Below are 25,862 nucleotides of genomic sequence, written 5' to 3'. Positions count from 1 at the left end.
GAGGCTTCCATGACAGAATCGACAGAGGCGCTCTTTCCATCGACCGCAAGCGACGAACGGGATTTTGTCCGCCTCCTTGTGCTCGGCGATCGGGCCGCGTTCGAGTTGTTGATGCGCCGCTACAACCGGCGGTTATACCGGATCGCACGCGCCGCGCTGGGCAACGAGGCGGAGGCAGAAGACGCGCTCCAGGAAGCCTATCTATTGGCGTACCGGTGCATTGGACAATTCCGCGGCGATGCGACGCTTTTCACGTGGCTGTCCCGACTGCTGCTCAATGAATGTTTCGGCCGTCTGCGCAAGACATCCCGCCGGCAGAACGTCATTCCGATAGTCAGCGTGAACACGATTGCCGAAGCGGATATTGATGCCATGACCGCACACGACTCCGAACAGCCAGACACCGCGGCGGCGCGCGCCGAGTTCCGTGTACTACTCGAGCGTAAGCTGGACGAGTTACCGGAAGTCTTCCGGATCGTATTTGTGCTGCGCTCGGTCGAGGAACTCAGTATCGAGGAGACCGCGCAATGCCTGGGCATTCCGGAAGCAACCGTGCGCAGCAGACATTTTCGCGCGAGAAGTCTGCTTCGCGAATCGTTAGCACAAGCAATGGATCTTGCTGAACGCGGTGTGTTCGAGTTCGGTGGCGCTCGCTGTGACCGTGTCGTGGCAAACGTGCTTGCGCGCCTCGCGAATGAAGCGCATTGAGAGGTAGCCGCTGTTCAGTCGGACCGGCAGGCCGTGGGCGCCGCCGGTCCGTGATTTCAGGCTGCCTTGCGAGGAGCAAAGCGCCGCTTTCGAAGGACCGGCGCGATCCGCCGGAAACGCTCCTTCTTATGCTCTTCCTCAAAATGGCTGAGGGACGGCTTGATCAGGTCGCTACGCGATACGATCCCCACCAGCCGCATCGTTGCCCGGTCGGCAACGACGGGCAAACGTTCCAGCCCATGTACGGCCAGCCTCGTGGCGACGAGCCGGCAGGTTTCATCGGGCAACGCAAAAGCGGGGGGCCGCTGCCGCAGCACGTCCGCGAGGCGCAGACGGGCTTTTAACCCCGAGTCATCAAGACAGAACTGTTGAAGCAACATCCGGTCGACCATGCCGAGCACCGCGCCATCCTGCACCACCGGATACGCGCGGCGCGTCTGCGTGCCGCCAAAGTACGTCGCAAGTGCATCGGCAACGGTCATAGCGGCATTGATCGATTCGACCGAGCGCGTCATGACCTCGTCGACGTAGTGACGCTCCAGCGGGTCAACGCCGTACTCCCGATAGATGTGATAGCCGCGGCGCGCGATTTTTTCAGTCATGATCGAACGGCGCATCACGACCGTCGAGAATCCGTGCGCTACCAGTGTCGCGGTTAGAAGCGGCAACAGCGCATTGCTGTCATGCGTGAGGCCGAATGCGAATACGATCGCCGTCAAAGGCGCCCCCAGGGTCGCACCGAGCGTGGCCGCCATGCAGACGAGCGGCCACAACGCCGGTTGATTGCCGGGCAGAAAGTGAGCAAGGACGGTCCCGAGCCCGGCGCCCAGCATCAGCAACGGGGCGAGGACACCACCCGAGGTACCCGAACCCAGCGCAACCACCCACATGACGGCCTTGACTGCCAGCAATGCGAGCGCGACCTGCAAGGCGATATTCTGGTGAAGAAGATCGCCGATCACGTCGTAGCCGACGCCGAGTGCGCGCGGCTCGATCAATCCGCCAATGCCGACGATCACACCGCCGAGCGCGGGCCACCACATCCAGTGAATCGACAACTTGCCAAACAGATCTTCCGTCTTGTAGAGGGCCGCCGAAAGACCTGAAGCCAGCGCGCCAGAAAGCAGCCCGGCAATGGCGCACGAGAACAGCGACCAGCCGTCAGGTACGCCTGTTTCCAGCGGGAACAACGGTCCGGTGCCGAAAAAAGCCGCGCGGGCAAAGCCGGCGACCGCGCAGGCGAGCGCGACAGGCAAAAAGCTGCGCGGCCGCCATTCGAACAGCAGCAGTTCGACTGCCAGCAACAGTGCCGCCACCGGTGTGCCAAACACGGCGGTCATGCCCGCCGCGGCACCGGCGACCAGCAGTGTTTTGCGTTCCGCCGAGGTCACTTTCACGCATTGGGCAATCAGCGAGCCGAGTGCGCCGCCCGTCATGATGATCGGGCCTTCGGCGCCGAACGGGCCACCGCTGCCGATCACGATGCCGGACGACAGCGGTTTGAGCACAGCGACTTTCGGCGACATCTTGCTCTTGCCGAACAGAATCGCTTCAATCGCTTCCGGAATACCATGCCCGCGAATTTTTTCGGAGCCGTACCGCGCCATCAGACCGACGATCAAACCGCCCACCACGGGCACCAGGACCATCCGGGCGCCGAGCGTGTTGTCGGCCGGCGAGCGGTCCGCGAACGAGAGCGTTCCGAAGAAAAACAGATTGGTGAATAAGTGGATCAGATTCAGTAAGACGAATGCGGCAAGCGTGCTGACGACACCGATACATGCGGCAAGTACAAAAATGCCGGGTAATCGCGCGTTAGCTGAAAAATCGCGCTTGTGGGAAGCCATGCTCATAGTTATTCAAAGTCGATCTGAGGAATCTGGAAAGCACCCTCGAGCGATTTCAGCTCGGCGCGGTGCAGTTCCGCCAATTTTGCAAGTACCTTTTCACCTGCTTTCTCCAGGTGGACTTCCACCTGACGGCGATCGGCCTCGCTGACTTGACGGCGGACCAGACTGAGTGCCTCGCAACGCGATACCAGCGCGACGACACCGTGATGCTGCGCCTGAAGTCGCTCCGCCAGTTCGCCAACTGTCGCCCAATCGCGCTCCGGGTAGCCCTTGATGTGCAGGAGCAGCAAATATTGCAGCGGCGTGATGCCTTCGTTTTGGGCGGCCTGTTCCGAGAAGCGTTCAAAGCGCCGCATCTGGTAACGAAACTCCGATAGTTGTTCGAAGTCGGCCTTGCTCAGCCCGCGAACCCGTTCTTTCATTGGATATCTGCCAACGTAAAAAACGGCAATTATATCATATAATGATATAAAAAAATACAATTCGGCGTTGCATGCCTTGCGCTGTATACCGTCCTCATGCGGCTTTCCTGTCCTCCGCAAAGGTCTGCCGATACAGGCCGGAAATCAGGTCCACCTGCGTAATCATGCCAACCACCTGGCCCGTGGCATCGAGTACTGGAATATGGTGGTGGCCGTAGTTCGCGAACATGGGGACGAGTTCGGTAATCGGCGATGCCGAGTCGACGGTGCAGACCTCGGTACTCATCACGGAGCCGACATTCGGCGTGGAAAGCGGATCCTGACGAAGCCAGCTGTCGAAGTAACCGGCGAGGGAGGAAAGCCGCCCGAAGGTTCTTTTATCGATCAGATCCGCTCGGGTCACGATGCCAACGAGCTTGTGCGCTGGATCGGTGACAGGCAGGGCTTTCACATGATTGCGTTTGAGCAGGCCCCAGGCCGCCGCCGCCCGGGCGTCCGGCGCAACCGTCACGACGTGACGTGACATGATGTCCGAGCAGGTGAGCTCTTTGAAGGTTCGCGAGAAGGCTTGAAGCTGTGTCTCGCGCAGCAGTGACTCGAGATCGTCCGGATCGATATCCAGCATTTCGCTGCGTCTTTTCAGAACCGCTTCGAGATCCGCCCGGGTGAAGCCCGAACGCGACGCTTGCTCGGCGGAGGTGCCTGCATTGCCTCGGCTCTGACGGCCGGCGTGCGGATAGCGGTGGCCGGTGGCGGCGTGATAGACGATTGCCGCACTGAGGAGCGCAACCGACTGCACGGCAATCGGCTCAAGCACGAAAGCGTAGCCCAACGCATGCACGGCGGGGCCGCCCAGCACCGCCGTCAGTGCGACAGCACCCGATGGCGGATGAACGCACCGGAGCGCGAACATCCCGCAGATGGACAGGGCGACGGCGAGAGCCGATGCCAGGATCGGGTCTGCGATCGTGCTCGCACAGGTCACGCCAATCGTTGCTGAAACAAGGTTGCCGCCGACGATGGACCATGGCTGCGCGAGCGGACTGGCCGGCACGCCAAACAGCAATACAGCCGAGGCGCCCATTGGCGCGACAAGAAGCGGAATGGTCGCCGCGTGCCCGAGCAGGAGATGCATCGCGCCGCCGGTGAACGCAATGCCGAGCAGTGCACCAAGGCACGATCGCCAACGCTCCTGCCATTTGACGGCCATCGGGGCCGGGATAAAGCTGGAAATCCAGTTAAGTGCGGTGGAGCGAGACAAGATCTGGCCGAAAAGGGGTTGCACGAAGTCAATCGCGAGGGCATGACCTTAAGGGGAAACCCTCGAAAAACCAAATAAACAATCGTCATGATTATATTGCATTGTGATATACCCCCGCGCTTCGGGCAGTCGGCATGCATGTGACGCCATTCGCTGTTCGCGTTGCGAAACTCATACGAACGACCTGCGCGACGTGCCAAAGACGTCAGCGGCTATTAAAATAAATCACGTTGTGATATAAAATGACTGCATAGCCGTAGTGCGGGTGAAGTCAGTTCGACCGCGATTCACTCTATAAGGGAGGGGCCATCATGATGATCACTTTTCAATCGACTGCATCGCCTGACGTTTTGATGCTTCGGGATCTTGCGCAATATCTGCTGGGTCTGATCGGCAAGCGGCTCGACGCTCGTGGCGTCATCATGCACGATGAACTGCCTCGCGCAATCAGCCGCCTCGAGGCCGCGATCGAAGACGAAGCCAAGGCCGACATTGCCCTTGAAACGCTGCAGTGCTCTCCCGGCAACCGGCGCGACTCAGGCAACGGACTTTCGCAGCGCGCGTGGCCATTTCTGGACATGCTGCGGGCGGCGCGCAAAACGGACGCCGATATTATCTGGGGGCTCTAGCCGCCTGCCTACCTGAACTGAGCAGCCATGGCTTGACGCTGGAAGGATCGGAGATGAAACGGTGTTGGTTCAAGGCGCGCGTTGCAGCGCTGGCGGCATGCGTAATCCCTGTCGTTTGTCACGCCGGCTGGCGACATACGGGCGAGCCCGGTGTGGGCGGCGGCAGTATCGCGATCGCGTCGGCCGGCAGTTCGTATAGGGCGTCCCAACGGATCTGGCGCGCCACGTCGATCCCGGGCAATGTGGCTTCGTATTTTCCTGACGTGCCCATGACGATTGTCGGCGTGTATGGCGCCACAACACTCACCCTGCTATCGAGTGGGCCGCTGGTGCTTGTCAGTTGGCCGCGCGGGTGTTGTGGAGAAAGCCACAGGTGGCGCCTCGGCCACGCGCCCGCCACCAAGGGCCGGGACGGACGGCACGTGTACTTTCTCTGGACAACGCTCTAGCGCGCCCCTTCGCCTGACGGTTTCAGAAGAAGGGGGCGTGTGCGGTAATCGCCTCGCGATCAGTGTCCGTTGCGCGTCCGGTTCCACCAATGCCGGCGTGATACCGGGTGGAGAATACGCTCCCGCAAAGTCGCACGGCGCCCCTGCTCGATGACGAGAAGGACCACCATAGCGAGTATCACTGCGGCAACAACCAGTTGTACCAGTAGATCCATCATGATCGTCTCCAATCTTGTTGCGTGTCGATGACGGACATTCCGTGGCCGCTCGACGTTCGAATTTTTGCTTTCCGACTTATTTTGCACCCACGTCTAAGCATTAACGCGCGACTTCGAACAGCACGTCGCACGACACCCGGTCGAGAAGCGGGGCCAGCATGCCTTCCTCCATGATCCCCTCGGAGCTTGCCTTTCGTTGCGCACTGAATCTTCAGGTAAATAACGGTCCCGCTTTCGATTATATATCACGACGTGATCTATATAGGCAATTTTGCATTGCCGGCCATGCAACTGCATGAGGCTCCCGCAGACTCGCTGGGCACGAAGACAGTCGATCGCACATTACATCACAAAGTGATACAATATTGGATGTTCGAGCCGTCGCGCAGCGGGCGGCATCTTCGCATTTCTCCATTCGACAGTTGGGATTCAACGTGCACGTGAATGCTTCCAAAGGCGATTTCGCCACCGATACCCGGCTATTGCGGATCACCGCCATAGCCGCCGTCGTCGGCATCCTGAGTACGGTGGTGGCAGACTTTCTGCTCCATCTGATTCACTTTTTCACCAACCTGTTTTTCTTTCAGACGGTATCGATCGCGGACCGCTCGCCAGCGACCAACACGCTGGGCTTGTGGATTGTGGTGGTGCCGGTGATCGGCGGCCTGATCGTCGGGCTGATCGCCCGCTTCGGTTCCGAGCAGATTCGCGGACACGGCATTCCCGAGGCGATTGAGGCCATTCTGTTCGGTAAGAGCAAGATGTCGCCCACCGTGGCTGTGCTCAAGCCGCTGGCATCCGCTATCGCGATCGGCAGCGGCGGACCGTTCGGCGCCGAAGGGCCGATCATCATGACCGGCGGCGCTATCGGTTCGCTGATCGCGCAGTTTTTTCATCTGTCGAGCGGAGAACGCAAGACGTTGCTGGTCGCGGGCGCGGTCGCCGGGATGACAGCCGTGTTCGGCACCCCGGTGGCAGCGGTATTGCTGGCGGTTGAATTGCTGCTGTTCGAATTGCGGCCACGCAGCCTGCTGCCGGCCGCCGTCGCCTGTGCCGTGGCGGGATTCGCCCGGCCGCTGTTCATGGGCAGTGGACCGCTATTCCCGCTCCAAACGCTGCCGCTCGGCCCCCTCGGACTCGCATCGTGCGCGGTCGCCGGGCTGATTACAGGTGCGCTTTCGTGGGGGCTGTCGAGCTGGCTCTACAAGGTTGAAGACGCCTTCGCGCGGTTGCCGTTCCACTGGATGTGGTGGCCCGCGCTCGGCGGCCTGGCGGTCGGCATCGGTGGCTACTTTCAGCCGCGTGCGCTAGGCGTCGGCTATGACGTGATCGGCGATCTGCTGCTGAATCACCTCACGCTCAGCGTGGTACTCGCGATCGTGCTGGTCAAGGCGGTGATCTGGGTCATCGCGCTGGGTTCAGGTACGTCCGGCGGCGTGCTCGCACCCTTGCTGATGATGGGCGCGGGCGTAGGCGCCGTGCTCGGCCCGTTCATGCCGGGTGGCGACCCGGCGGTGTGGCCTCTTGTCTTCATGGCGGCGGCACTGGGCGGCATGATGCGCGCACCGATCATGGCGGTGGTGTTCGCGTTCGAGCTGACGCACGACGCGAACGCGTTGCTACCGCTTTTGACGGCCGCTGCCGTGTCGTATGGATTTACGGTGCTCTTCATGCGCCGTTCGATTCTGACGGAGAAAATCGCGAGGCGTGGTTATCACATCTACCGCGAATACGGCATCGACCCGCTTGAACGGCATCACGTCGACGAGGTGATGACGAAGGGCGTGTTGACCATCGATGCGGACGCCAGCGTCGCCGACGCCCTTGAGCGGCATTTCGGCCCGCAACAGGTGCATCGCGCCTATCCGGTCGTGCGCAACGGCGTGCTGGTCGGCATGACCGATCGGCAAATGCTGGGCCTCGCGATGGACGGTGAGGGCGGGGCAACGCGCGTCGGCGCGCTGTTCAGTGGCAAGCGTCCTGAAATCGCACTGCCCGATGAGACATGCCGGCATGTCGCGGCGCGTCTCGCGGTGCTTTCACTTGATCGCGTGCCGGTCGTGGCGGATGAAACAACGTATCGACTGGTCGGCATCGTGTCGCGCCATGACCTGGTCAAGCCGTCGCTTTCGATCTTCAATGAAGAACGCGAGCGTGAGCAATTCCGGAGTGTATCGCTGACACGCGGCAAGCGATCGGCACCGGTCGAGGACAGCGCGCCACCACACTGAACCCCTGCTTCCTTACGGTGGCCCCATGAAAATCTGCCCGACCGATGCGCTGACCAAAGCCGATTTCGAAAGGCTGTCGGAATTTCGCTATCAGTTGCGGCGATTTCTGCACATGTCGGAAGCGATCCTGCGTCTCGAAGGCGTCACACCGGTTCAATACATGATGCTGCTGCATATCAAAGGCATGCCGGGGCGCCAATGGGCGACGGTCGGCGAACTGGCCGAGCGCCTGCAGGCAGTGCCTCATGGCGTGGTCGCGCTGGTGTCCCGCTGCGAAGCTGCGGGATTCGTCGAACGGCGCCGCAGCAAATCGGACCGGCGGCAGGTCGAGGTTCATCTTCTGCCATACGGGGAAGAACGTCTTACGCGCGTGGCCGAACGCCATCGCGGCCAGCGCAGTTCGTTCGATAAGGTATGGCAGTTGCAGTTCGACGGGCGCACGACCGATAAGCGCAACACGAGCGACTCTCGGTAACGTGTGCCGCGCTCGAGATTGCGCACACGCTGTCCTGACCCTGCCGGCACGGCATGCCTCGCCGTTGGCGTGATGATTTGTATCATGACATGATATATAATGAAGCGATGAGAGATTCGCGTGCGAGTGGCCGGTCACTCGCTTTGGGGCGAGACCGAGCGTTGCCGGATTGACTTCCGCGCCGCTGCGATAGAAAGGGGAGGTGATCATATGTCGGCGTTCGGACGCGTACTTCTTTGCTATGACGCAACCCGTGAAGGGCAGCAGGCGCTTAAAGAGGCTTGCGCGCTAGTCGAGCCACTCAGGGTGGAAACGCACGTCCTTTCCATTCTGAACAATTCGGCCTGGGTACAGGGGGCCGACATCACCTCCGCCGTGCCCTTTGACGTCGTCAACAACGCAGCCAAAGACCTGCTTCAGGAAGGGCTGAAGAAACTCGCAGCGCGCGGAATCCAGGCCACAGGACACTTCGCCGTCGGAGATCCGCTGGATCAGATTCCATTTTTTGCAGAGGATCTGAAAGTCGACCTCATCGTGGTGGGCCACCGCCGTGCCACCCGGCTGGCCCGCTGGTGGTCAGGCAAAAACGATGGGTTGCTGCTGGACCGGGTCAGGTGCAGTGTGCTCGTCGCGATGTGTCCAGCAGACGACGGTGCCCAGCCGGTTACCTAAGCGTTGTTCGCCGGTATGGCGAGTCACTCGCTGAAGCAGTTTGCAGCGGACTCGTGGCGCGACCACCGGGTCCGTTTCCACCGTCAGTCAAGCTCTCCTTAACATTTCACCTTTACACCTTTACGTCGACATGAGCTACAGGAACATTGAAGCTGCCATTGGAAGCACGCCCCTCGTCGAACTCATCAGGCTTCCAGATGAAACCGCGCGTGCGCGCAACAATGTCATCCTTGGCAAACTTGAGGGCAATAATCCCGCCGGGTCGGTGAAGGATCGGGCGGCGCTATCAATGATTGCAGGTGCCGAACGTCGCGGCATCATCAGTCCCGGCGACGTGCTGATCGAAGCCACCAGCGGCAACACGGGAATAGCGCTCGCCATGGCAGCCGCGCTTCGGGGCTACAGGATGGTGCTGGTCATGCCGGAGGACGTGTCGGTCGAACGCCGCCAGTCCATGACCGCGTATGGCGCCGAACTGGTCCTGACACCCGTTCACGGGGGAATGGAGTGTGCGCGTGACGTCGCCGCAAACATGCAGCGTGATGGGCATGGCACTGTTCTCAATCAGTTTTCGAATCCCGATAACCCGCTTGCGCATTACGAAGGAACCGGTCCGGAAATCTGGCGTGACACGGGCGGACAAGTCACTCACTTCGTATCGGCCATGGGGACCACAGGGACGATTATGGGCGTGAGCCGGTTTCTCAAGGAACAGAATCCGGTAGTGCAGATTGTGGGTGTGCAACCCGAAGCTGGTGCACGGATCCCCGGGATACGCAAATGGCCCGAAGCGTATCTGCCGGATTTTTTTGAGCCGTCCCGGGTTGATCGGATCGAGTCGGTCAGTCAGACCTCCGCGGAAGTCACAGCGCGCCGGCTCGCTGCGATCGAGGGGATTTTTTGCGGTATCTCGGCAGGGGGCGCATGCGCTGTCGCCTTGAGGATCGCGCAGGAGGTTCAGAACGCGACGATCGTGTTCATCGTCTGCGACCGCGGCGACCGTTACCTGTCGACGGGCGCTTTTCCCGCGTGATGACTTCACGCTCACTATCTGGCCGGTCATGCCGGTTTGCGCGTCGTTTGCGACGAGCCGGGAAACTGGCTGCAACGTCATCTCGTGCTCCCTTATGTGCGCATGATGCCCACGACACGATCCGCTCCTCTGGGCAAGTGTCCGTTCCCTAAACAGCGGTTCCTCCGCTGTGGTTCAGAAAAAAAATCTTCAGCGGAGGGGGGGCGGTCAGTCATTCCGTGACGGCGCGAGCGGCAGATCGCCTCGAACATGGCCGCCGGCCTCGCGTAGCCGCCGAACGATCGTCGCCGCGATGTCCCAGAACAACCCGACCACCGGCACTTCGAGTTCGATGCAGGTCGAAATCTGCGCATTGAGCAAAGGGGGCAATGCGTCACGCTGCGGGTGATCGTTTCGTCCGCCACGCCGCGACACTCGTGCAAGTGTGGGAACAGGGCCATCAAAACGTCGCGCAGCCGCCTGGGCGGAGGAGGGCGTGAGTCTGGGCGGCGAACTGAGTCTGTGGCACCAAACCGGACCTGCAGTGCGTCATCGGATCGCGGCCGCTTTAAGCGGATACGCCGGCCGTCGCCTGAGGTCTCTCCCCCTATCTGCTGCGGGTCGCGAACGGTATTGAGTCGGCCCGGACGCAGGCAGCGTATGATGAGCGGGAGCGAATGAACCGGCCGGTTGTCGGCTTCTGCTGATCGAGCACGACCTGAGTTGACCGAGGTCGAAAATATGGCGCGCGCGCTCTTCCTGAACACCTTATGCAGCTGGCACCCGGCGCCCGCGGGGCGTTGCAGATGCCGGAGGAAAATGCGGATTTTGATGGCGGCCTCGCCAATGTCCGGATGCCGGCGGCATCAGCGGGATTGATCTGGCTGAGCAGTTGCGCGGCATGATGCCTCATGCAATTCTAATTTTCAACTCAACCGCGGCACCCCATGAAAGCGACACCTAACGCGGCTGAAGAGGCTTTACGTATCGAGACGCTGAAAAGCCTCTGCGTTCTCGATACACCCCAGGACGAAGAGCTTGACCGGATCACGAGAATAGCCTGCCGGCTCTTCGATGTTCCGACTGCACTGGTGTCGCTCGTGGACAGGGATCGGCAGTGGTTCAAGTCCCGGGTGGGGCTCGAAGCGACAGAGACTTCGCGCGACATATCGTTTTGCTCGCACGCCATCGCATCACGCGAAATAATGGTGGTTTTCGACGCCACGAGAGACATCAGGTTTGCGGAAAATCCCCTCGTTCTCAGTGAGCCGGGGATACGTTTTTACGCGGGACACCCTCTGCGATCGATCGATGGACACCCGCTCGGCACGTTGTGTCTGATCGACAGGGTGCCGCGCCTCTTCCCGGCTGGCGACGCAGATCTTCTTGGCGATCTGGCGGCAATGGCCGAGCAGTATTTCCATCGGCTTGAGGCCCAGAAGCGTTCGGAACGCGATAGAACCTCCCGTGAAGAAACGGAACGGTTGTTCCAGCGGGTTGTCGAGCAGTCTTCTGTCGGCATTGCGCTCGTTTGCCCGGACGGGGTGTGGAAACGGGTGAATGAACAACTGGCGACGATGCTTGGGTATGCTGTCCCGGAGCTTCTCGCAAGACGATTTCAGGACATTATCCATCCGGAGGATCTACCGGAGAATCTTGAGCAATTTCGTCGGCTGCTGGCTAACGAAATTCCGGCGTATTCCTTGGAGAAGCGTTTTTTACGGTCCAACGGGAGCGAGCTGTGGACTGAAATCTCCGTTTCCGGCCTTCACGAGTCCGACGGCAGGATATCTCAACTCATCATGGTGGCCATTGATATAGACGCTCGCAAGCGGGCGGAACTTGAGTTGAAAGCCTTGCGTCTCGATCTGGAGGAGCGAGTAACCCGGAGAACCGTGGAATTGAATGATGCGGTTCAAAATCTGGAGCGTGAAGCGCTCGAGCGCCGACACGCCCAGGACGAGGTCGTTCAGGAGCGGGGACACTTCTACGCGACGCTTGAAAACGCAACCGATGCATTCGTGGAGATCGACGAGGAAGGCGAGGTCGTCACCTGGAATAAGGCCGCGGAGAGAATCTTTGGTTGGCAGCGGCACGAGGCGGTCGGGTTGCCTCTCGATACGATCATCGTTCCAGCAGACTTGCACAGTACTGACCGGTCCGGGTTTGCGCGGTTTATGCAGTCCGGCGATATGAAGTTGCCGCGGCAGAGAATGGAAATGCGCGCAATCCGGAAATCAGGAGAAGAGTTTTACGTTGAACTGACACTGGGGTCAACGAGCGTAGGTGGCAAAAAGCTAATCAATGTTTTTTTGCACGATATTTCACAGCGCAAGCGTGATGAACAGAAGATTCGTGAAAGCAATCTGCGACTGCAGAGGATTACAGATAATCTGCCCGTGTTGATCGGGTATATGGATCGCCAGCAGATCTACCGTTTTCATAACCGCCAGCATGAGGTTGTGCTCAAGCGTCCGTCATCTTTCTTTTCGAATAAGCCTATCCGGGAAATTTTCGGCGAATCTCTCTACGAGGTAATTCTCCCTCACATAGCGAAAGCATTGGCCGGCAACCGTGCAACCTTCGAGCATCGCGCTATCGGACCCGCCGGGTCCAGGTGGCTAAGTATCACCCTTGTTCCGGATTCGGCGGACGACGGCAAGATTGTCGGCGCATATGTGTTGTGCCTTGATGTCACTGGAAGAAAAGAGCTTGAACAGCGGCTTAGGCATGAGGCAACGCACGATACCCTGACAGGTTTGGCAAATCGCCGATCTTTCATGAATGAACTCGAACGGGCCTTTGACCGGTCGAACCGGACCGGTTTGCCCATGGCATTGATGTTCATCGACCTTGACGGCTTCAAGGAGCTCAACGATACGTATGGGCACGAGTTCGGCGACGCCGCATTGAAAAAATTCGCGGGCATGTTGCTGAGCCTATTCAGAAAAGACGACTTCGTCGCTCGCCTTGCTGGCGACGAATTCACTGTCATTATCGAGAATATTTTCGATCCTCAACGTCCTGTCGAGCGCTTATGCAAAAATATACTCTCGACCTGTGGCGGGTTGAACGAGATAGGTGGGATCGATATCGTGCTTTCCGCCAGCATGGGTGTGGCGATTTTTCGTAATCGCAACGACGAGACGCCTGCTGACCTGCTAAAACGGGCAGACGATGCCATGTACGCGGCCAAAAGAGACGGCAAAAACACGTTCTCGATTAGCGATGAGCCTGCGGAAACCGATACGAGCGCATAGCTTTTTTGCTGGCGCGAAATTATTCAAAAGGCCAATGGATGGCTGCGGTGAAAGTACTCAGTTTCAGTAAATGAAAACAGGCCCTGGGCTCTTCACGGCGCCAGCATGTTCTTCTTCGGCCTGCCAAAGCAATTTTCGGCCCTGAATTCTATCCTTCGAGCTTGACGGAACAGAATCGCGCTGATTGCGATTCGGTCCCGTTGGCTTCCTGCCAGTCATTGAGCCATATTTCGAGCTTTTCAGGCGGAAGCGGGCGACTCACGTGGTAACCCTGCGCCAGATCACAACGCAACAACTTCAGATGATCGAGGACGGCCTCGTTCTCCACGCCTTCCGCGACGACCTTCAGTCCCATGTTGTGCCCCAGATCAATGGTCGAACGCACGATCGTTTCGTCACCCTTGTCATCGGCCATGCCCATCACGAATGATTTGTCGATCTTTAATTCGTCGACGGGCATTCGCTTCAGATAGGATAGCGAAGAATAGCCCGTTCCGAAGTCGTCGATGGACAGGTGGATGCCGAGCCGATGCAACTGGTCGAGCGTTTCGATGGCATGGTTCGGGTCGTCCATGATGGCACTCTCCGTAATCTCGATCCAGAGCCAGGACGGCTGAACCTTGTATTTATGCAGCAGCGCGTCCAGCGTTTCCGGCAGCTCCGCCTGCATCAGATCCCGCGCGGAGACGTTGATGGAGACCTTCAGATCCAGACCGAGCGCGTGCCAGCGGGAACATTGCGCGATGGCTTTCTCGGCCACCCAGCGGGAAATCGATTTGATGTAACCGGTTTGCTCCGCGAACGGAATGAACTCGTCCGGGGGAATGAGGCCCCGAGTGGGATGTTCCCAACGCACCAGCGCCTCGACGTATTTCACCGCGTGCGTGGCGAGATCGACCTTCGGCTGATAGTAGAGCGTCAGTTCGTCATGTTCGACCGCGTGCCGCAATTCGCTCATCAACGACAGGCGTTCCGCGCTATGCTGGTCATCGCGTTCATCGTAGATCGCAAAGCCGGAATTCATGCGCTTCGCTGCATACATGGCGACATCCGCGCGCCGCAGCAGCACGTTCATGTCCGTACCGTTATGCGGGCAACTCACAATGCCGATGCTCGCGCCGACGTCGACCACCTGTCCTTCCACCACAATCGGCTGTTCCAGCGCTTTCAGCAGGCGGCTCGCGACCAGCCGTGCGGCATCCACGTCATCGGTCGGCAGCAGAATGGCGAATTCGTCGCCGCCCAAACGGGCGACCGTATCGGAATCGCGTAGAAGGCTGGCGCGCAAGCGCTTGCCGACCTCGCAAAGCAGAAGGTCGCCGATATGATGGCCAAGCGTGTCGTTGACGTACTTGAAACGATCCAGGTCCATCATCATCGCGCTCAACGGATGCCCGAGCCGCAATGCGACGCAGATCGCCTGCTGCAGGCGATCGTTGAACAGCGCACGGTTCGGTAAGCCGGTCAGCCGATCCAGATAGGCCAGTTCCATGATGCGGGTCTCGCGCTCCGCGATGCCTTCGCGCATCTGATTGAAGGCAGTGGCGAGTTCGCCAATTTCGTCTTGATGCCTGACCTCGACGGGTTCGGTGTAGTCACCTTGCCCAATGCGGCGAGTGAAGCGGGTCAGTGCGCCGATTGGCCGCGTGACGCTGCGTGCCGTAAACACGCTGCCCGCAATCGAGACCGCGACACCGATGAGCGTCAGCACGAGGAGTGTCGACTGCAGGCGATGATACGGCGCCATCGCCTCTTTTAGCGAGCGCTGCAACACCACGACCACCGCCTCACCATCGGAGGCGAGCCGGACTACACGTGTGCCGTACTCATCAGCGAGGTCCGGCAAGGTGGATTGCGGTTCAGCGAGCACGGCCGAGGTGATCGCGTGCTGCAAGGGCGGACGCGCAGCTTGCGGCAATGAGGTCGCGAGGATCGTCCAGTGCTTACCGTTAGGCATGCCGAGAAAAGACACGTCCAGTGAGGTCAGGCCGCGCATTTCGCGCGCGAGCGCGTCGTCGATCGCGAAACCCATCGTCACCCATGCAATCACAAGCGGCGCCTTGACCGGCACGGCGACCAGCTGGTACGGACGTCCGTTGATGACGCCGACGGTCGAGCCGTCACCGCTGCGCTCGGCTTTGCGGATCAACTCCGGAAACGCAAACGGCTGGCCTGCGTGCGCGGGGTCGCGGCTGTCGGCGAGCAGCTTGCCATCGAGTCCGACCAGCATGACGACGTCGGCATTGATGCGGTCGCCGTGATTCTGGAGTGCGGACGCGACCGTAGTCTGATCGTGCGAGGCGACAGCTGCGCGGAAGCCGAAATCGGCGGCAACGACACTGGCCGCCTGGGTGAGCTTCTCACCGTTCGAGTGCAGCACCGCCTGAAACACACGCTCGCCGACCGACAACTGCTCGTCGACGTTGCGGTGCGCGTTGGATGCGATCACCGTGCTGATGACCGTGAAGGCCGCCGCCTGAACGGCCAGCATCAACACCACGAAGACAAGCGCGATGCGAGAGCGCAGACTGTGGAGACGCATACAGGCTCCCTGTGAACTTATGGTGAGTCGGGTTTGAGTTGCAGGACAAACTTCGCGGAGGCGTCAGCGCCCAGATTGATTTTCTGGGTAGGCCGTGCGTCCTGATCGGTGGCACGGTAGCTCCACGCGGTCACCTGATAGTCGTCGGCAGGAAGATCCGTGAGAAGCGCCTGGCCGCTCGCCCCCGTTGTGGCGAAATAGGGCGTGTCGACGACCATGAGGTAGGCAATCATCATGTCGTGGATATTGCAGCCCATGACGACCAATCCCGGCTTGTCGAACACAACGGGGTGGGCGGGGATGCCATGATAAAGCTTGAGTTCGAACTTCTTCGCGGGAGAAAACGAGTAGACGTCGTGCTCGATATTGTCCTTGTTAGGAAACTTGATCGAGGCGCCCGTCTGGATGACCGAGACCAGGGGCACAAATTGCCGGTGAATCTGGTCGATGATCGCATCGACAGGTGGCCGGGCGGGCACCTTGCCACTGACCGGCACCGCATACACCACGGTGTCGGCGACCGGCGCGCCGGACTGATCCACCACCTGAACGCGCAGACTCGCGGCCGTCGCATTGAGCGAGAGGAGCGCCATTGCATAGCCGGCTAGCGCTGCCAACACCCGAATACCTATTCGCATACATTGCCTCGAAAATTTGATGCTACTAACCCACTAAATGTTTGCGGCCTGCAAGCGGAGAATCTGATACCCGGCCTGCATTAACGCGGCCTGGCTCAGGCCAGCGAAGACGCTTAATCGCGTTCCTCGATGTCTCGATACATCGGCGCAAGTTTCGACAGCAACTTGTTCTGCGAACGGAACGGCACGTTGTTCTTGTCCATCGCCTTTTGCAAATCTTCGACCAGCGCATTGAATGCGGCGCGGTCGATATTCAGACCTTCGTGGGTGCGTTTCATGGTCCGGCCTGTGTATTCGCACGGCCCCCCAGTTAGCACGCAAAACTGCTCGACGAGCTTTTCATTGAGCCGGCGCAGCGACACGCCTTCGAAGTAAGCGCTCGTGCGCGGATCGGCGAGCAGATTGGTTACCAGATCCTGCGTGATGTGCACGAGTCCGGGCTTTTCGCCGAACGCCTTGTAAAGTTTATCGTCCGCGCGGGCCGGTGAATTGAAGAGCGTGACGAGGGCGCCGACCAGAAGCATCGTGGTCGATACACGGTGTAGGAAGTCCATGGCGTCGGCCTGTGAAATGGGTTATTGAGCGTGTCGGACGCGCATTAGAAGCCGACTTGAGCCGACAGGTAGACACCATGCTGATTCCGGATGGTGGCAATGTCGCCCAGCTCGACATACGCGGCGGTCAATGAAATGTGTTTGGTCGGCGCCCACGCGACGAAGGCGTCGTACGCGTTCTGCTCGCGAGCAAAGTTCAGATTGTTGGGCTTGGTCCGGACTTCCGCGCCGAGCGTCAGGTTTTTCGACAGCAGATAGGCGGCCGAGGCTTCGATCTCCGGATGGTAGCCATTCGATCTGTCGCCGCCGAATCCGAGCAGACCGAACTGGTTCGCCTTGGTCATGCGCAGCGTGGCGTTCAGCAGCAGACTCTGGCTGAGAAAGAGCTTCGTCGCGCTGACGTAGAAATCGGTGCCGGAATCGCTCGTCGCGCCGACCGCCTTGACGACGTCGCCCTGCTCGTTGTGCTTGTACTGGACGCCGGCGGCAATTTGCGGCAACCAGGTGTCCTGGTCGAGCACCGCATCGCCCAACAGGCGCACCTTGACGCCGACAATGTCCAGATTGAATTTGAACCCGCCCGGCAGCCCCAGCTGGGGGCCGACATGACGCGTGTCGAAGGTCTGGCGCGCCACCGAGACCTCAAGCCGATTGGCGAAGCCCACTGCGACGCCGTAGGTGTTGAGCGAATAGTCCTGAGTTTTCAGGTACGTCTCGTGTGCGTTGCCGCCGATCTGATCGCCAGTGCCATAGCCGCCAATCACGGCCCACGGCGTGAGGCCTCCGCCCGCTGCACCCTCGACTTCGGAAACGCCGCCGGTCAACAGCAACTTGCCGCCGAAGGTGGGGCGAGAGATAGCGGCATTGTCGGTGGGAGGGGTGTCAGCCTGGGCCAGGCCTGGAATCAGGGCCTCGGCGGCGATGACGAGCCATGCCCCGATGGCGAGCGGGCGCAAATGGGTTCGCAACTTCACAATCTGGGTCTCCTGGTACGGGCTGCGGCGAGGAAGGTCCAAAAAGCGACCATGACGGCTCGCACCACGTTCATTTCACCGCGGATTTCTGCAAGGAAAAGCGCTGCGTCTCGCCAGGAAGGCAGGTCTTGTGGCCGCCGATCAGCAGGGGGGCGGGGACTGACCTGCAACATCGTCGACATGGTCGGTTGGGCACAACCTCAATGCATTAACGGCAATGCGGGGATTTTCTTGAGGAAGCGCCTGACTACCCGAACATCGGCGATGCGAGTCGATGACAATTGACCGGTCGCTAGCCGTGCGCGAGAACGGACCCTCCTATAAACAGCAATCAAGGCTAATTTTGAAATACTCGAAGCTCTTAAGAATGCTGTTGCGCACACCCGCTATCTCGTCTGTGCGCGGTGCGTTGCCAAGGAGCGTCGCAATGATGTCCAGCGCTTCCCACGGATGCGCGTCGTCGTAGTGTGCATGCAATTTCAGCCAGCGTATCGTCCGCTTTCGAATTGCCTCGGGCAAGCTCATTTCATAGTCATCGCGACTGCAGACGAGCGCGGACCACTCGCCGGTCACGCCTTCGATGGCGTAGTTCGTCGCGGCCATGCTCGCGGCGAGGGGATCGGCACTGCTGCTCTTCCAGCACCAGTGACTGAGTGCATAAGCAAGCGACGGACCGTCGTTTTTCGCCAGCTTGTCCTTCGAGACATCATGGGCGGCACACCATGCGAGCCAATGATCTGCATGGTTCTGTTCGACGCGGATGTTGCGGGTCAGATAGCGGCGCGCCATGGCTTCGCCGCGCGAATGAGCGTCACGCAATTTCAGCAGATTCATCGCCATGTACTGCGGAAACTGCTCCACAACGGGCCAGCCGTTGACGAGAAAGGCCGCGAACTGACGCGCGCTCAGCTTGGCATCACGCATATCGGAAAATACGGGATGCCGGACGACCTGCGCTCTGGCATCGCCTGTCTCGGCGATCATCTCCTGCAGCCATCCCGGGTAACTTGCCAGGTCCTGCAGATCGCCTTCCCTTTGAAAACCGTCCTTCATCTACGTTTCCTCCTCTAGGGCAAAAATTCGGTGTTGTTCCTTCCAGAGTGTCGGTTTGCCGATGTAATAGCCTTGGGCGAAGTCCACGCCGATTTCGCGCAAGAGCGTCAGAATCGCCTCGTTTTCGACGTATTCCGCTATCGTCCTGTATCCCATTGAATGGCCGATGTCATTGATCGCCGCGACCATGTCGCGATTGACGGGATCGTTGGGCATGTCTTTGACAAAACTGCCGTCGATTTTCAGATAGTCGACCGGCAGATGTTTCAGGTACGCAAACGACGACATCCCGGCGCCGAAATCGTCCAGCGCAAATTTGCATCCCAGTCCTTTCAGTTCGCGGATGAAGCGGGCGGCCGCCGCAAGATTGCGCACGGCGGTCGTCTCGGTGACCTCGAAACAGATCAGTTCCGCGGGTACACCTGTCTGCGCGAACTGGCCTCGCAGGAATTCGAGAAAGCGCTCATCGCCGATGGACGCGCCGGACAAATTGATCGCGTATTGAAAGTCGCGGCTTCCGGGGGCCATCGCTGCAAGCGTCGCAAACGCGTGTTTCACAACCCAGCGGTCGATCGCGGACATCAACCCATAGCGCTCCGCAGCCGGAATAAACGTACCTGGTGCCACGATGCCGCTTTCGTCGATCATCCGAATCAGCAACTCCGCATGCAGCGGACTGCCGGCCGAGCCATGGACAGGGCGGATCGGCTGAACATATAAGCAGAAGCGGTCCTGTTCGAGCGCTTCCTTGATTCGCCGTCCCCATGAAATTTCGCTCGCATGACGCGATAGCTCCTGGTCCTGTGGATGCGCCAATTGCACGCGGTCGCGTCCACGTTCCTTCGCCATGTAGCACGCGATGTCCGCGAAACGCATCGCTTCTTCCGCGTCGATCTCGACCTCCTGCAAATCGACTACGCCGATGCTCACACTCGTCGCGAACGGGTGCGTCTCCCAGTGCAAGGTAAAACCCTCGAGACTTGCCCGCAGGCGCTCGGCGACGATTCCAGCGTCGCCCGCCTCGCAGTCGCGCAAAAGTACGCCGAACTCGTCGCCACCCAGACGCGCGAGCGTATCGCTTTCGCGCAGACAGGTCTGCAAACGCGCGGCGACCGCACGAAGCATCTCGTCGCCGGCTGCGTGGCCGCATGTGTCGTTGACGACCTTGAACTGGTCAAGGTCGAGAAACATCAGCACCGCGACAGATTCACGGCGAGCCGCGTCCCGCTCGCGTGTGAGCGCGGCAAACAAACGCCGCTCGAATTCGATCCGATTGACGAGCCCGGTCAGGCTGTCATGTGTTGCCTGCCATGCGAGGCTCGCGACATACTCCAGCTCACGAGTCATATTCCGCAACACGAGCACGACGCCCGTGTGCCCATCGGAACCATCGCGTATCGGCGAAGTCACGGCCTGCACCACGATCTCGGAGCCGTCGCGGCGCATGAGAATCAGGTTGCCCCAAGCGGCTTCCCCGTCCATGCGCGACAAAGCTGTGCCAACCGGATCAATGGTGACGCGCTGATTCTCGTCGATCAGCGTAAACATCTGAGCCAAGGGCTGACCAAGGTATTCCGATGCCGTGCAGGCGGTCAGACGTTCGGCGGTCGTGTTGATGAATTCGATATTGCCTGCCCGATCGATCGACATGACGGCCTCGCCGATTGCGCCTAGCGTCGCCTTCGCGCGTGCCTCGCTTCGTTTGAGCGCCTCTTCGCTTCTGATCCGCTGCACGATCAGCCGGCGCGCACGCCAGCTGGCCAGAGAGATCAACAGGATTGCGATAACGAGGTTGACGGCCAACAGCAACGATGCCGTCTTCCGAAAAGACACGCTGAGTACATCGGAGAACGCGCGAGAGAGGGGCGCGATTGTGGTGTTGATGTACCAGATCTGACCGATAAGGCGCTCGATCTCTGCCTTCTGGGGCTGGCGTGTCGCGTACGCTGCATGCAGCGCGTCGCCGACCCGCGCGAGTTCGTCGACGTAGGCGTCGCCATCCGCCCAGTAATGGACAGCCTCATTGAAATAGCTGACGTTGCGAAACGCGCGGAATACCCAGATGACGTCGCGAACGTCGCCCGGGTACACGCCGCTGTCAATGAGCGCCTGACGGGCGGCATTAAGGTCGGGCTCGCGGCGATCAAGCGTCACACGGGCTATTTTCAGGCTCTGCGGGCACGCGATTGCATTCTGATACTGACGATAGACCTCCTCGTTTCCGGTCTGCGCATACAGATTGAGATAGAAGACGGCATCTTTCTGGCCTTTCGACCAGTAGCTCTCGCCGCCGATATAGGCACGCACCGACGACATGAGACTGAGACTGAAGACCGCGAGCCCCACAATAAGAAAGGCAACAAGCAGGAACGGCCACATGATTCTCAATAGTTGGCGATTCGTGCTTTCGGTTGGGACTCCCATTGTTTTCTGTGTCTCCCTGTTATTCACCACTCAAGCAAGGCGATGGTGCTGGCTGGCAATCGCGTGCTTAAGACGGATGATTGCAGCGGTTTTTTTTGGGGCGACCGATCTCGCTGCGCGATTGGCAGTGGTTCGACGCAACACGTATAACGGTCATTTGCAGGCGCTACTTTAGGGTAGAAACGATTCTTAGCAAAAAAAGGGGCCACAAAGGCCCGACAAAGGGTCATATTTTGCTGACTTCCCTCCAAAACCAGCGCTATTTCGCTCATATTTGAACTGATAACCGCGAAGACGGCGCGCACGGCATCTTTGCTTTCCCGCGCACGCAGGCCGACATTCGACGGCTACTGCTCGTGCTGCTGCCGCTTTTTCCTGGTGGCGGAAGTGGGCCGGTCGCTATCCGGCGCGATCGTTCGACAACAGGAACAGCATCGCGACCCCGGACCCTGGATCGTCCGGGCGCATCGAGCAACGGCTTACATCGACTGCTCCGATAGCCCTTCAGTTTCCCGCGCAAGCGGCCGTAATAGAGAGATCGTGGCTGAAGGCCCGGGAACTCGGGCCAATTTCTACACTGTTTGGAGACGAAGGCGTGAAGAACCCTGTAACCCGCACACCACGCGCGATGCTGACCATCAAGGCCCGGCTCGGCCTGGCCATGACGTTCATGGCCGTTCTCATGATCGTCATCGGCGCACTCGGCCTGATTGGCATGCGCAGAAGTAACGAGGCTAATCGACAAACTTATTCGGTGCAATTGCCTGGTGTAATCGCGGTGGGCAACATGGAAATCTTCGTTGCGCGCGAACGCATGGCGTTGGATCGCGCAGCGCTCTCGCCCAATGACGCCAAGACAGCATCCACGATTGCTCGCGCGCAAGGTTTTCGTGCCGCTTCGGAAGAGTGGTGGAACAAATACCTTGCGCTACCGCGCGATGCCACCGAAGACCGTCTGGCACAGGACACTGGCCGCAAGCGCCGTGAGATGCAAGGCGTGATCGACAATTTCATCGCGGCGATCAGGAGTGGCGACCACGACGCGATCGTCACGGCGGCAAATCGCCTTACCCCGTTCTATGTCGTGATGACCGCAAGCGACGTTGCCTTGAAGAAGTACCAGAGAGAGCTGGGTGAAAGCGGCTACCAGCGCGCGCAGCAGACCTTTGTAACGCTCGAAATCGCATCCATCGTCATGGTGCTATTGGGCGTTCTGATGGCTGCCTTTAGCTGGTTTTCCCTGCGCAGTGCGATCAGCCGGCCGATCGCCGATGCGCTTGGCCACTTCAAGCGAATCGCGGATGGTGATCTGAGACAGAAGGTCATCGTGAGGTCGGGCGACGAAATGGGTCTTTTGCTCGCAGGTCTCTCGCGCATGCGCGAGAGCTTGATCGAGACGGTGGTTGCAGTGCGCGGTGGGACCGAATCGATCGGTGCGGCAACCAGGCAGATTGCATCGGGCAACGCCGACCTGTCGAGCAGAACCGAGGAGCAGGCCGCCTCGCTGGAGGAAACCGCAGCAAGCATGGAGGAACTGACGGGCACCGTGCGGCAAAACGCGGACAACGCCCGGCAGGCCAGCGGACTTGCGGCCAATGCCTCGGAGATCGCCAATCGCGGGAACGACGTGGTCGGGCGCGTGGTGGGTACGATGGGTGAAATCAACCACAGTTCGACCAAGATCGCGGACATCATCGGCATTATCGAAGGCATTGCCTTTCAGACTAATATTCTGGCGTTGAACGCCGCCGTAGAAGCGGCTCGGGCCGGCGAGCAGGGACGCGGTTTCGCGGTGGTCGCATCGGAGGTGCGCAGCCTGGCGCAACGTTCGTCGAGCGCGGCGAAGGAAATCAAGGAACTGATTCTGACGTCGGTGGAGCGTGTTAAAAGCGGCTCATTGCTTGCGCGCGAGGCCGGTCAGACCATGAGTGAGATCATCGCCGCAGTCCAGCGCGTGACGGACATCATGGGCGAAATCTCCGCCGCCTCCGAGGAACAGAGCACAGGTATCGACCAGGTCGCGCGGGCGGTCACACAGATGGATGAAGTTACGCAGCAGAACGCCGCGCTGGTCGAGCAGGCCGCTGCAGCGGCGGCATCACTGGAGGGGCAGGCGCAGACCCTGCGTACCGCGGTGGCGATATTCCAGTTCGAAGAGGCCGGACACGAGGCGTGAGCGCCGGGGTTTATCGGTCGGCGAAGTCAGCCGGTCGATGGACCTTGGTAGAGGCGGAGGCAGCGAGCCGCGATGGCATCGAGCTTCCCCTTGGATTACTGTTGCAGCCGCGACCCAGGCGGCTATGCCGATGGCGGCCCGCTAGTGCCGCGCACGATCAGTTCGATCGGAAGGCATTCTTGTTGCGGGGGCACGTCGTCCGCGAGCCAGCGCAACAATGCGCGCGCGACGTGTTCGCCGAGTTCGTAAGTCGGCAGCAGCACGGTGGTGAGCCCCGGCGTGATCTGCGATGCGATCGGCAGATTGTCGCAACCCACTATCGAAAGGCGCTCGGGCACAGCGATGCCCAGCGATTGCGCTTCGAACAGGCAGCCGAACACGTTTTCGCGGTGGTCAAGCGCCTGCGGGGTTTCGGCAGGGATGCGCTATCGCGGTTAGTGCTTCCCTGCCGTTGTCATCAACTGCGCGGTTCGCCGCTATCAGCCCGGGTAATGTCGAAGCAGCGTCGCGGTGGCCCGGAACTCCGGTGTAAAGGGCAGGTCGGAATCGCGGAATGGCACTATCTTGCGCAGCGCGTCGAGCAGCGCTTGCGTTTGCGGTGACAACGTAAAACCAGTGGTTTTCTGCTGGCGCAATTGAACCGCCTGGGCAGAGGAAATCAATTCGATACCTGTCAGCTCAAACGAGTTGTCGATCTGGGTCCGCACGCGCCGGATGACTTCTGGAGCGTTGGTGGCGATGTCTTCTATGTCGCCGGCGGCAGGCAGGAAATCCATTGAGACCGGCATTGCCAGCGTCTTATTCGCCTCAGCCAGCGCGAGAGGTGGCTTTTCCATTGCACCGAACGCGTGCAGCGTGTGATCCGTGCCGAGAAAACGGCTTAGGTGAGTGAAGCGCGGGTCGTTGAGCTTGATGATGCGCTCGGCTGAAGCAAGCGAACCGTGTGCGAGCGCGATACCTGTCTGTTCGAACGCCAGCACGAATGGCAAGGGCTCGAAGTTGGCATTCGGCAGCACGGCGCCATAAACATTCTTCCCCTCAAGGTAGCCGCGCCGCGCCTGCCAGAGGTCGCTTTTCGGTTTGACGCCGACATTCACGCCCGGGTTGTCGTCCGACGAGTTCAACTGCAACTCGATCATTCGCCGGTCTTCGCTGTAGCTCTTGTCGATCTCACCAAGCAGATACGGTGCATCCCGGTAACTTAGCGGATCTTGCAAGGCACGTTCGTCATCGCGTTGCCAGAGACTACTACCGGCAAGGATCGTGCGCAGTTGCGCGCCTGCGCTGACTACCTCAGGGTAGGGGTGCAGGGCCAGGGCGTCCTCGAGAAACGGCGATACGTTGCCGTTCATTCCTTGCAGGCTCATGGCGTACACAAGCTTTTCGACGCGTGCCAGCTGCTTGAGGTCGACGATGACCAGTGCAGCCATGCCAGTGGAATACGCGTTCGAGCTGAGAATGCCGAGCGCGTCCTTGCCCCACGGCCGGATGGGCTCGATGCCGGCTTTCTTCAATGCCCGGGCTGCCGGGAGCTTCTCGCTCTTGTAGTACACATCGCCTTCTCCCATCATGGTCAGTCCCACGTGGCTGAGAATCGTTATGTCGGCTTCGCCGATCGAACCTTCCGCGGCCATGGCGGGTGTAATGCCCGTATTCAGGAACTGGACGTACTTGTCGGCTACGGCTGGTTGAACGCCTGAAGCACCGACCAGAATCTGGTTCAAACGCGTCGCCAGCACTGCCCGGGCTGTACGCGTATCCATGTCCGGTCCTGCTCCAGCGGAATGGGCGCGAAGGAGCGCTGCATTAAAGCGTGTCGAAGCCGCGATGACATCAGGCGTCAGCTGGCCTTGGGCGTCGACCATCTGACGGTCCTTGTTAAGGCCGACGCCGACCGTGAGACCGTAGATGCGCTGCCCCTGCATGGCTGCCTCAAGCACTAACTCGTGCCCCTGCGTCACGCGTTGCAAGGCCTCGGGCGGAACGATCACCGACTCGCCGTCTGCGATTCTGGCGATCATTTCAGGCGTCGCTGTTTTGCCGTCCAGAACGACGGCGGCATGACATGTCAGCGCAGGTAACAACACGATGGCACCAATGATCTTTCTGACAGGATTCCTCATGGATCTTTTCCAGTTCTTATGAAGCTTTCGTTGGTCTCCGCGCCTCGCTGCCTCGCGCGCTCCGGGCGACATTCAGGCGCCGAGGTCATAGCGTATTTGTATATACGTATCCTTGCAAGAAATTCAAAATTTATTTGCGGGACGATTGGCGGTGCAGGGGTGTGAACGTCCTTGCAAGCTGGTTTTCATGG

Annotated in this window: 20 protein-coding genes and 1 pseudogene; 8 read left to right on the top strand and 13 right to left on the bottom strand. The window is 59.9% G+C overall.

Features of this window, described 5'->3' with window-relative positions:
* The first annotated feature begins 9 nt into the window (after nt 1-9).
* Nucleotides 10-708: an RNA polymerase sigma factor gene (locus ACAX43_RS19575; RefSeq protein WP_370710332.1), complete on the top strand. Its 699-nt coding sequence runs from the start codon at nt 10-12 to the stop codon at nt 706-708.
* A 56-nt stretch (nt 709-764) separates the two neighbouring features.
* Here ACAX43_RS19575 and ACAX43_RS19570 read toward each other — a convergent pair whose 3' ends face one another.
* The 3 genes from ACAX43_RS19570 to ACAX43_RS19560 all read right to left on the bottom strand — a co-directional run bounded on the left by ACAX43_RS19570 (nt 765) and on the right by ACAX43_RS19560 (nt 4,241).
* Entirely contained in the window at nt 765-2,561 is a 1,797-nt protein-coding gene (locus ACAX43_RS19570; RefSeq protein ID WP_370710077.1) for a chloride channel protein, read from the bottom strand.
* Between the two features lie 2 nt (nt 2,562-2,563).
* Nucleotides 2,564-2,980: a MarR family winged helix-turn-helix transcriptional regulator gene (locus tag ACAX43_RS19565; RefSeq protein ID WP_370710076.1), complete on the bottom strand. Its 417-nt coding sequence runs from the start codon at nt 2,978-2,980 to the stop codon at nt 2,564-2,566.
* Nucleotides 2,981-3,074: 94 nt separating this feature from the next.
* Nucleotides 3,075-4,241 (bottom strand): HPP family protein, encoded by a 1,167-nt coding sequence (locus ACAX43_RS19560; protein WP_370710331.1) that lies wholly within the window; start codon nt 4,239-4,241, stop codon nt 3,075-3,077.
* A gap of 311 nt (nt 4,242-4,552) precedes the next feature.
* On the opposite strand from ACAX43_RS19560, the gene ACAX43_RS19555 reads away from it, so the two are divergent.
* A complete protein-coding gene (locus tag ACAX43_RS19555; protein ID WP_370710075.1) occupies nt 4,553-4,870 on the top strand; it encodes a DUF1840 domain-containing protein in 318 nt (105 codons plus the stop codon).
* Nucleotides 4,871-4,988: 118 nt separating this feature from the next.
* On the opposite strand, the gene ACAX43_RS19550 is transcribed toward ACAX43_RS19555, so the two are convergent.
* Nucleotides 4,989-5,141, bottom strand: a complete 153-nt coding sequence (locus ACAX43_RS19550) for a hypothetical protein (protein WP_370710074.1) — start codon at nt 5,139-5,141, stop codon at nt 4,989-4,991.
* A gap of 836 nt (nt 5,142-5,977) precedes the next feature.
* Between ACAX43_RS19550 and ACAX43_RS19545 the strand changes: the two genes are divergently transcribed.
* The 4 genes from ACAX43_RS19545 to cysM all read left to right on the top strand — a co-directional run bounded on the left by ACAX43_RS19545 (nt 5,978) and on the right by cysM (nt 9,948).
* Complete coding sequence (locus ACAX43_RS19545; RefSeq protein WP_370710073.1) at nt 5,978-7,768, top strand: chloride channel protein; 1,791 nt, start codon at nt 5,978-5,980, stop codon at nt 7,766-7,768.
* A gap of 25 nt (nt 7,769-7,793) precedes the next feature.
* Nucleotides 7,794-8,243 carry a MarR family winged helix-turn-helix transcriptional regulator gene (locus ACAX43_RS19540; protein ID WP_370710072.1) on the top strand — a complete coding sequence of 150 codons (450 nt, stop codon included), beginning with the start codon at nt 7,794-7,796 and terminating at the stop codon, nt 8,241-8,243.
* 210 nt (nt 8,244-8,453) lie between these two features.
* On the top strand, nt 8,454-8,915 hold the full coding sequence (locus ACAX43_RS19535) for a universal stress protein (RefSeq protein ID WP_370710071.1): 462 nt from the start codon (nt 8,454-8,456) through the stop codon (nt 8,913-8,915).
* Nucleotides 8,916-9,045: 130 nt separating this feature from the next.
* Complete coding sequence (gene cysM, locus ACAX43_RS19530; RefSeq protein WP_370710070.1) at nt 9,046-9,948, top strand: cysteine synthase CysM; 903 nt, start codon at nt 9,046-9,048, stop codon at nt 9,946-9,948.
* 225 nt (nt 9,949-10,173) lie between these two features.
* On the opposite strand, the pseudogene ACAX43_RS19525 reads toward cysM, so the two are convergent.
* Nucleotides 10,174-10,314: pseudogene (locus tag ACAX43_RS19525) on the bottom strand (nitronate monooxygenase); the annotation flags it as partial.
* A 560-nt stretch (nt 10,315-10,874) separates the two neighbouring features.
* Here ACAX43_RS19525 and ACAX43_RS19520 point away from each other — a divergent pair.
* Nucleotides 10,875-13,187 carry a PAS domain S-box protein gene (locus ACAX43_RS19520; RefSeq protein WP_370710069.1) on the top strand — a complete coding sequence of 771 codons (2,313 nt, stop codon included), beginning with the start codon at nt 10,875-10,877 and terminating at the stop codon, nt 13,185-13,187.
* 148 nt (nt 13,188-13,335) lie between these two features.
* Here the strand turns inward: ACAX43_RS19520 and ACAX43_RS19515 are convergent, their stop codons facing one another.
* The 6 genes from ACAX43_RS19515 to ACAX43_RS19490 form a co-directional block, all read right to left on the bottom strand.
* Nucleotides 13,336-15,729, bottom strand: coding sequence for a putative bifunctional diguanylate cyclase/phosphodiesterase (locus ACAX43_RS19515; RefSeq protein WP_370710068.1), 2,394 nt, complete (start codon nt 15,727-15,729; stop codon nt 13,336-13,338).
* Between the two features lie 17 nt (nt 15,730-15,746).
* On the bottom strand, nt 15,747-16,367 hold the full coding sequence (locus ACAX43_RS19510; RefSeq protein WP_370710067.1) for a methylamine utilization protein: 621 nt from the start codon (nt 16,365-16,367) through the stop codon (nt 15,747-15,749).
* A 113-nt stretch (nt 16,368-16,480) separates the two neighbouring features.
* A complete protein-coding gene (locus tag ACAX43_RS19505) occupies nt 16,481-16,921 on the bottom strand; it encodes a group 1 truncated hemoglobin (RefSeq protein WP_370710066.1) in 441 nt (146 codons plus the stop codon).
* A 44-nt stretch (nt 16,922-16,965) separates the two neighbouring features.
* Nucleotides 16,966-17,877, bottom strand: coding sequence for a DUF3034 family protein (locus ACAX43_RS19500; protein WP_370710065.1), 912 nt, complete (start codon nt 17,875-17,877; stop codon nt 16,966-16,968).
* 336 nt (nt 17,878-18,213) lie between these two features.
* Entirely contained in the window at nt 18,214-18,948 is a 735-nt protein-coding gene (locus ACAX43_RS19495; protein ID WP_370710064.1) for a TenA family transcriptional regulator, read from the bottom strand.
* Nucleotides 18,949-21,327: a putative bifunctional diguanylate cyclase/phosphodiesterase gene (locus ACAX43_RS19490; RefSeq protein ID WP_370710063.1), complete on the bottom strand. Its 2,379-nt coding sequence runs from the start codon at nt 21,325-21,327 to the stop codon at nt 18,949-18,951.
* Between the two features lie 673 nt (nt 21,328-22,000).
* Between ACAX43_RS19490 and ACAX43_RS19485 the strand changes: the two genes are divergently transcribed.
* A complete protein-coding gene (locus tag ACAX43_RS19485; RefSeq protein ID WP_370710330.1) occupies nt 22,001-23,548 on the top strand; it encodes a methyl-accepting chemotaxis protein in 1,548 nt (515 codons plus the stop codon).
* A gap of 122 nt (nt 23,549-23,670) precedes the next feature.
* On the opposite strand, the gene ACAX43_RS19480 is transcribed toward ACAX43_RS19485, so the two are convergent.
* Together ACAX43_RS19480 and hutH are read right to left on the bottom strand one after the other, a co-directional pair.
* Nucleotides 23,671-23,928 carry a substrate-binding domain-containing protein gene (locus tag ACAX43_RS19480; protein WP_370710062.1) on the bottom strand — a complete coding sequence of 86 codons (258 nt, stop codon included), beginning with the start codon at nt 23,926-23,928 and terminating at the stop codon, nt 23,671-23,673.
* 99 nt (nt 23,929-24,027) lie between these two features.
* On the bottom strand, nt 24,028-25,671 hold the full coding sequence (hutH, locus tag ACAX43_RS19475; RefSeq protein ID WP_370710329.1) for a histidine ammonia-lyase: 1,644 nt from the start codon (nt 25,669-25,671) through the stop codon (nt 24,028-24,030).
* Nucleotides 25,672-25,862: the final 191 nt, after the last annotated feature.

The organism is Paraburkholderia sp. IW21 (assembly GCF_041321145.1).
Lineage (GTDB): Bacteria > Pseudomonadota > Gammaproteobacteria > Burkholderiales > Burkholderiaceae > Paraburkholderia.
The sequence above is the reverse complement of the archived record's forward strand: the minus strand, read 5'-3'. Positions and strand labels throughout refer to the sequence as shown.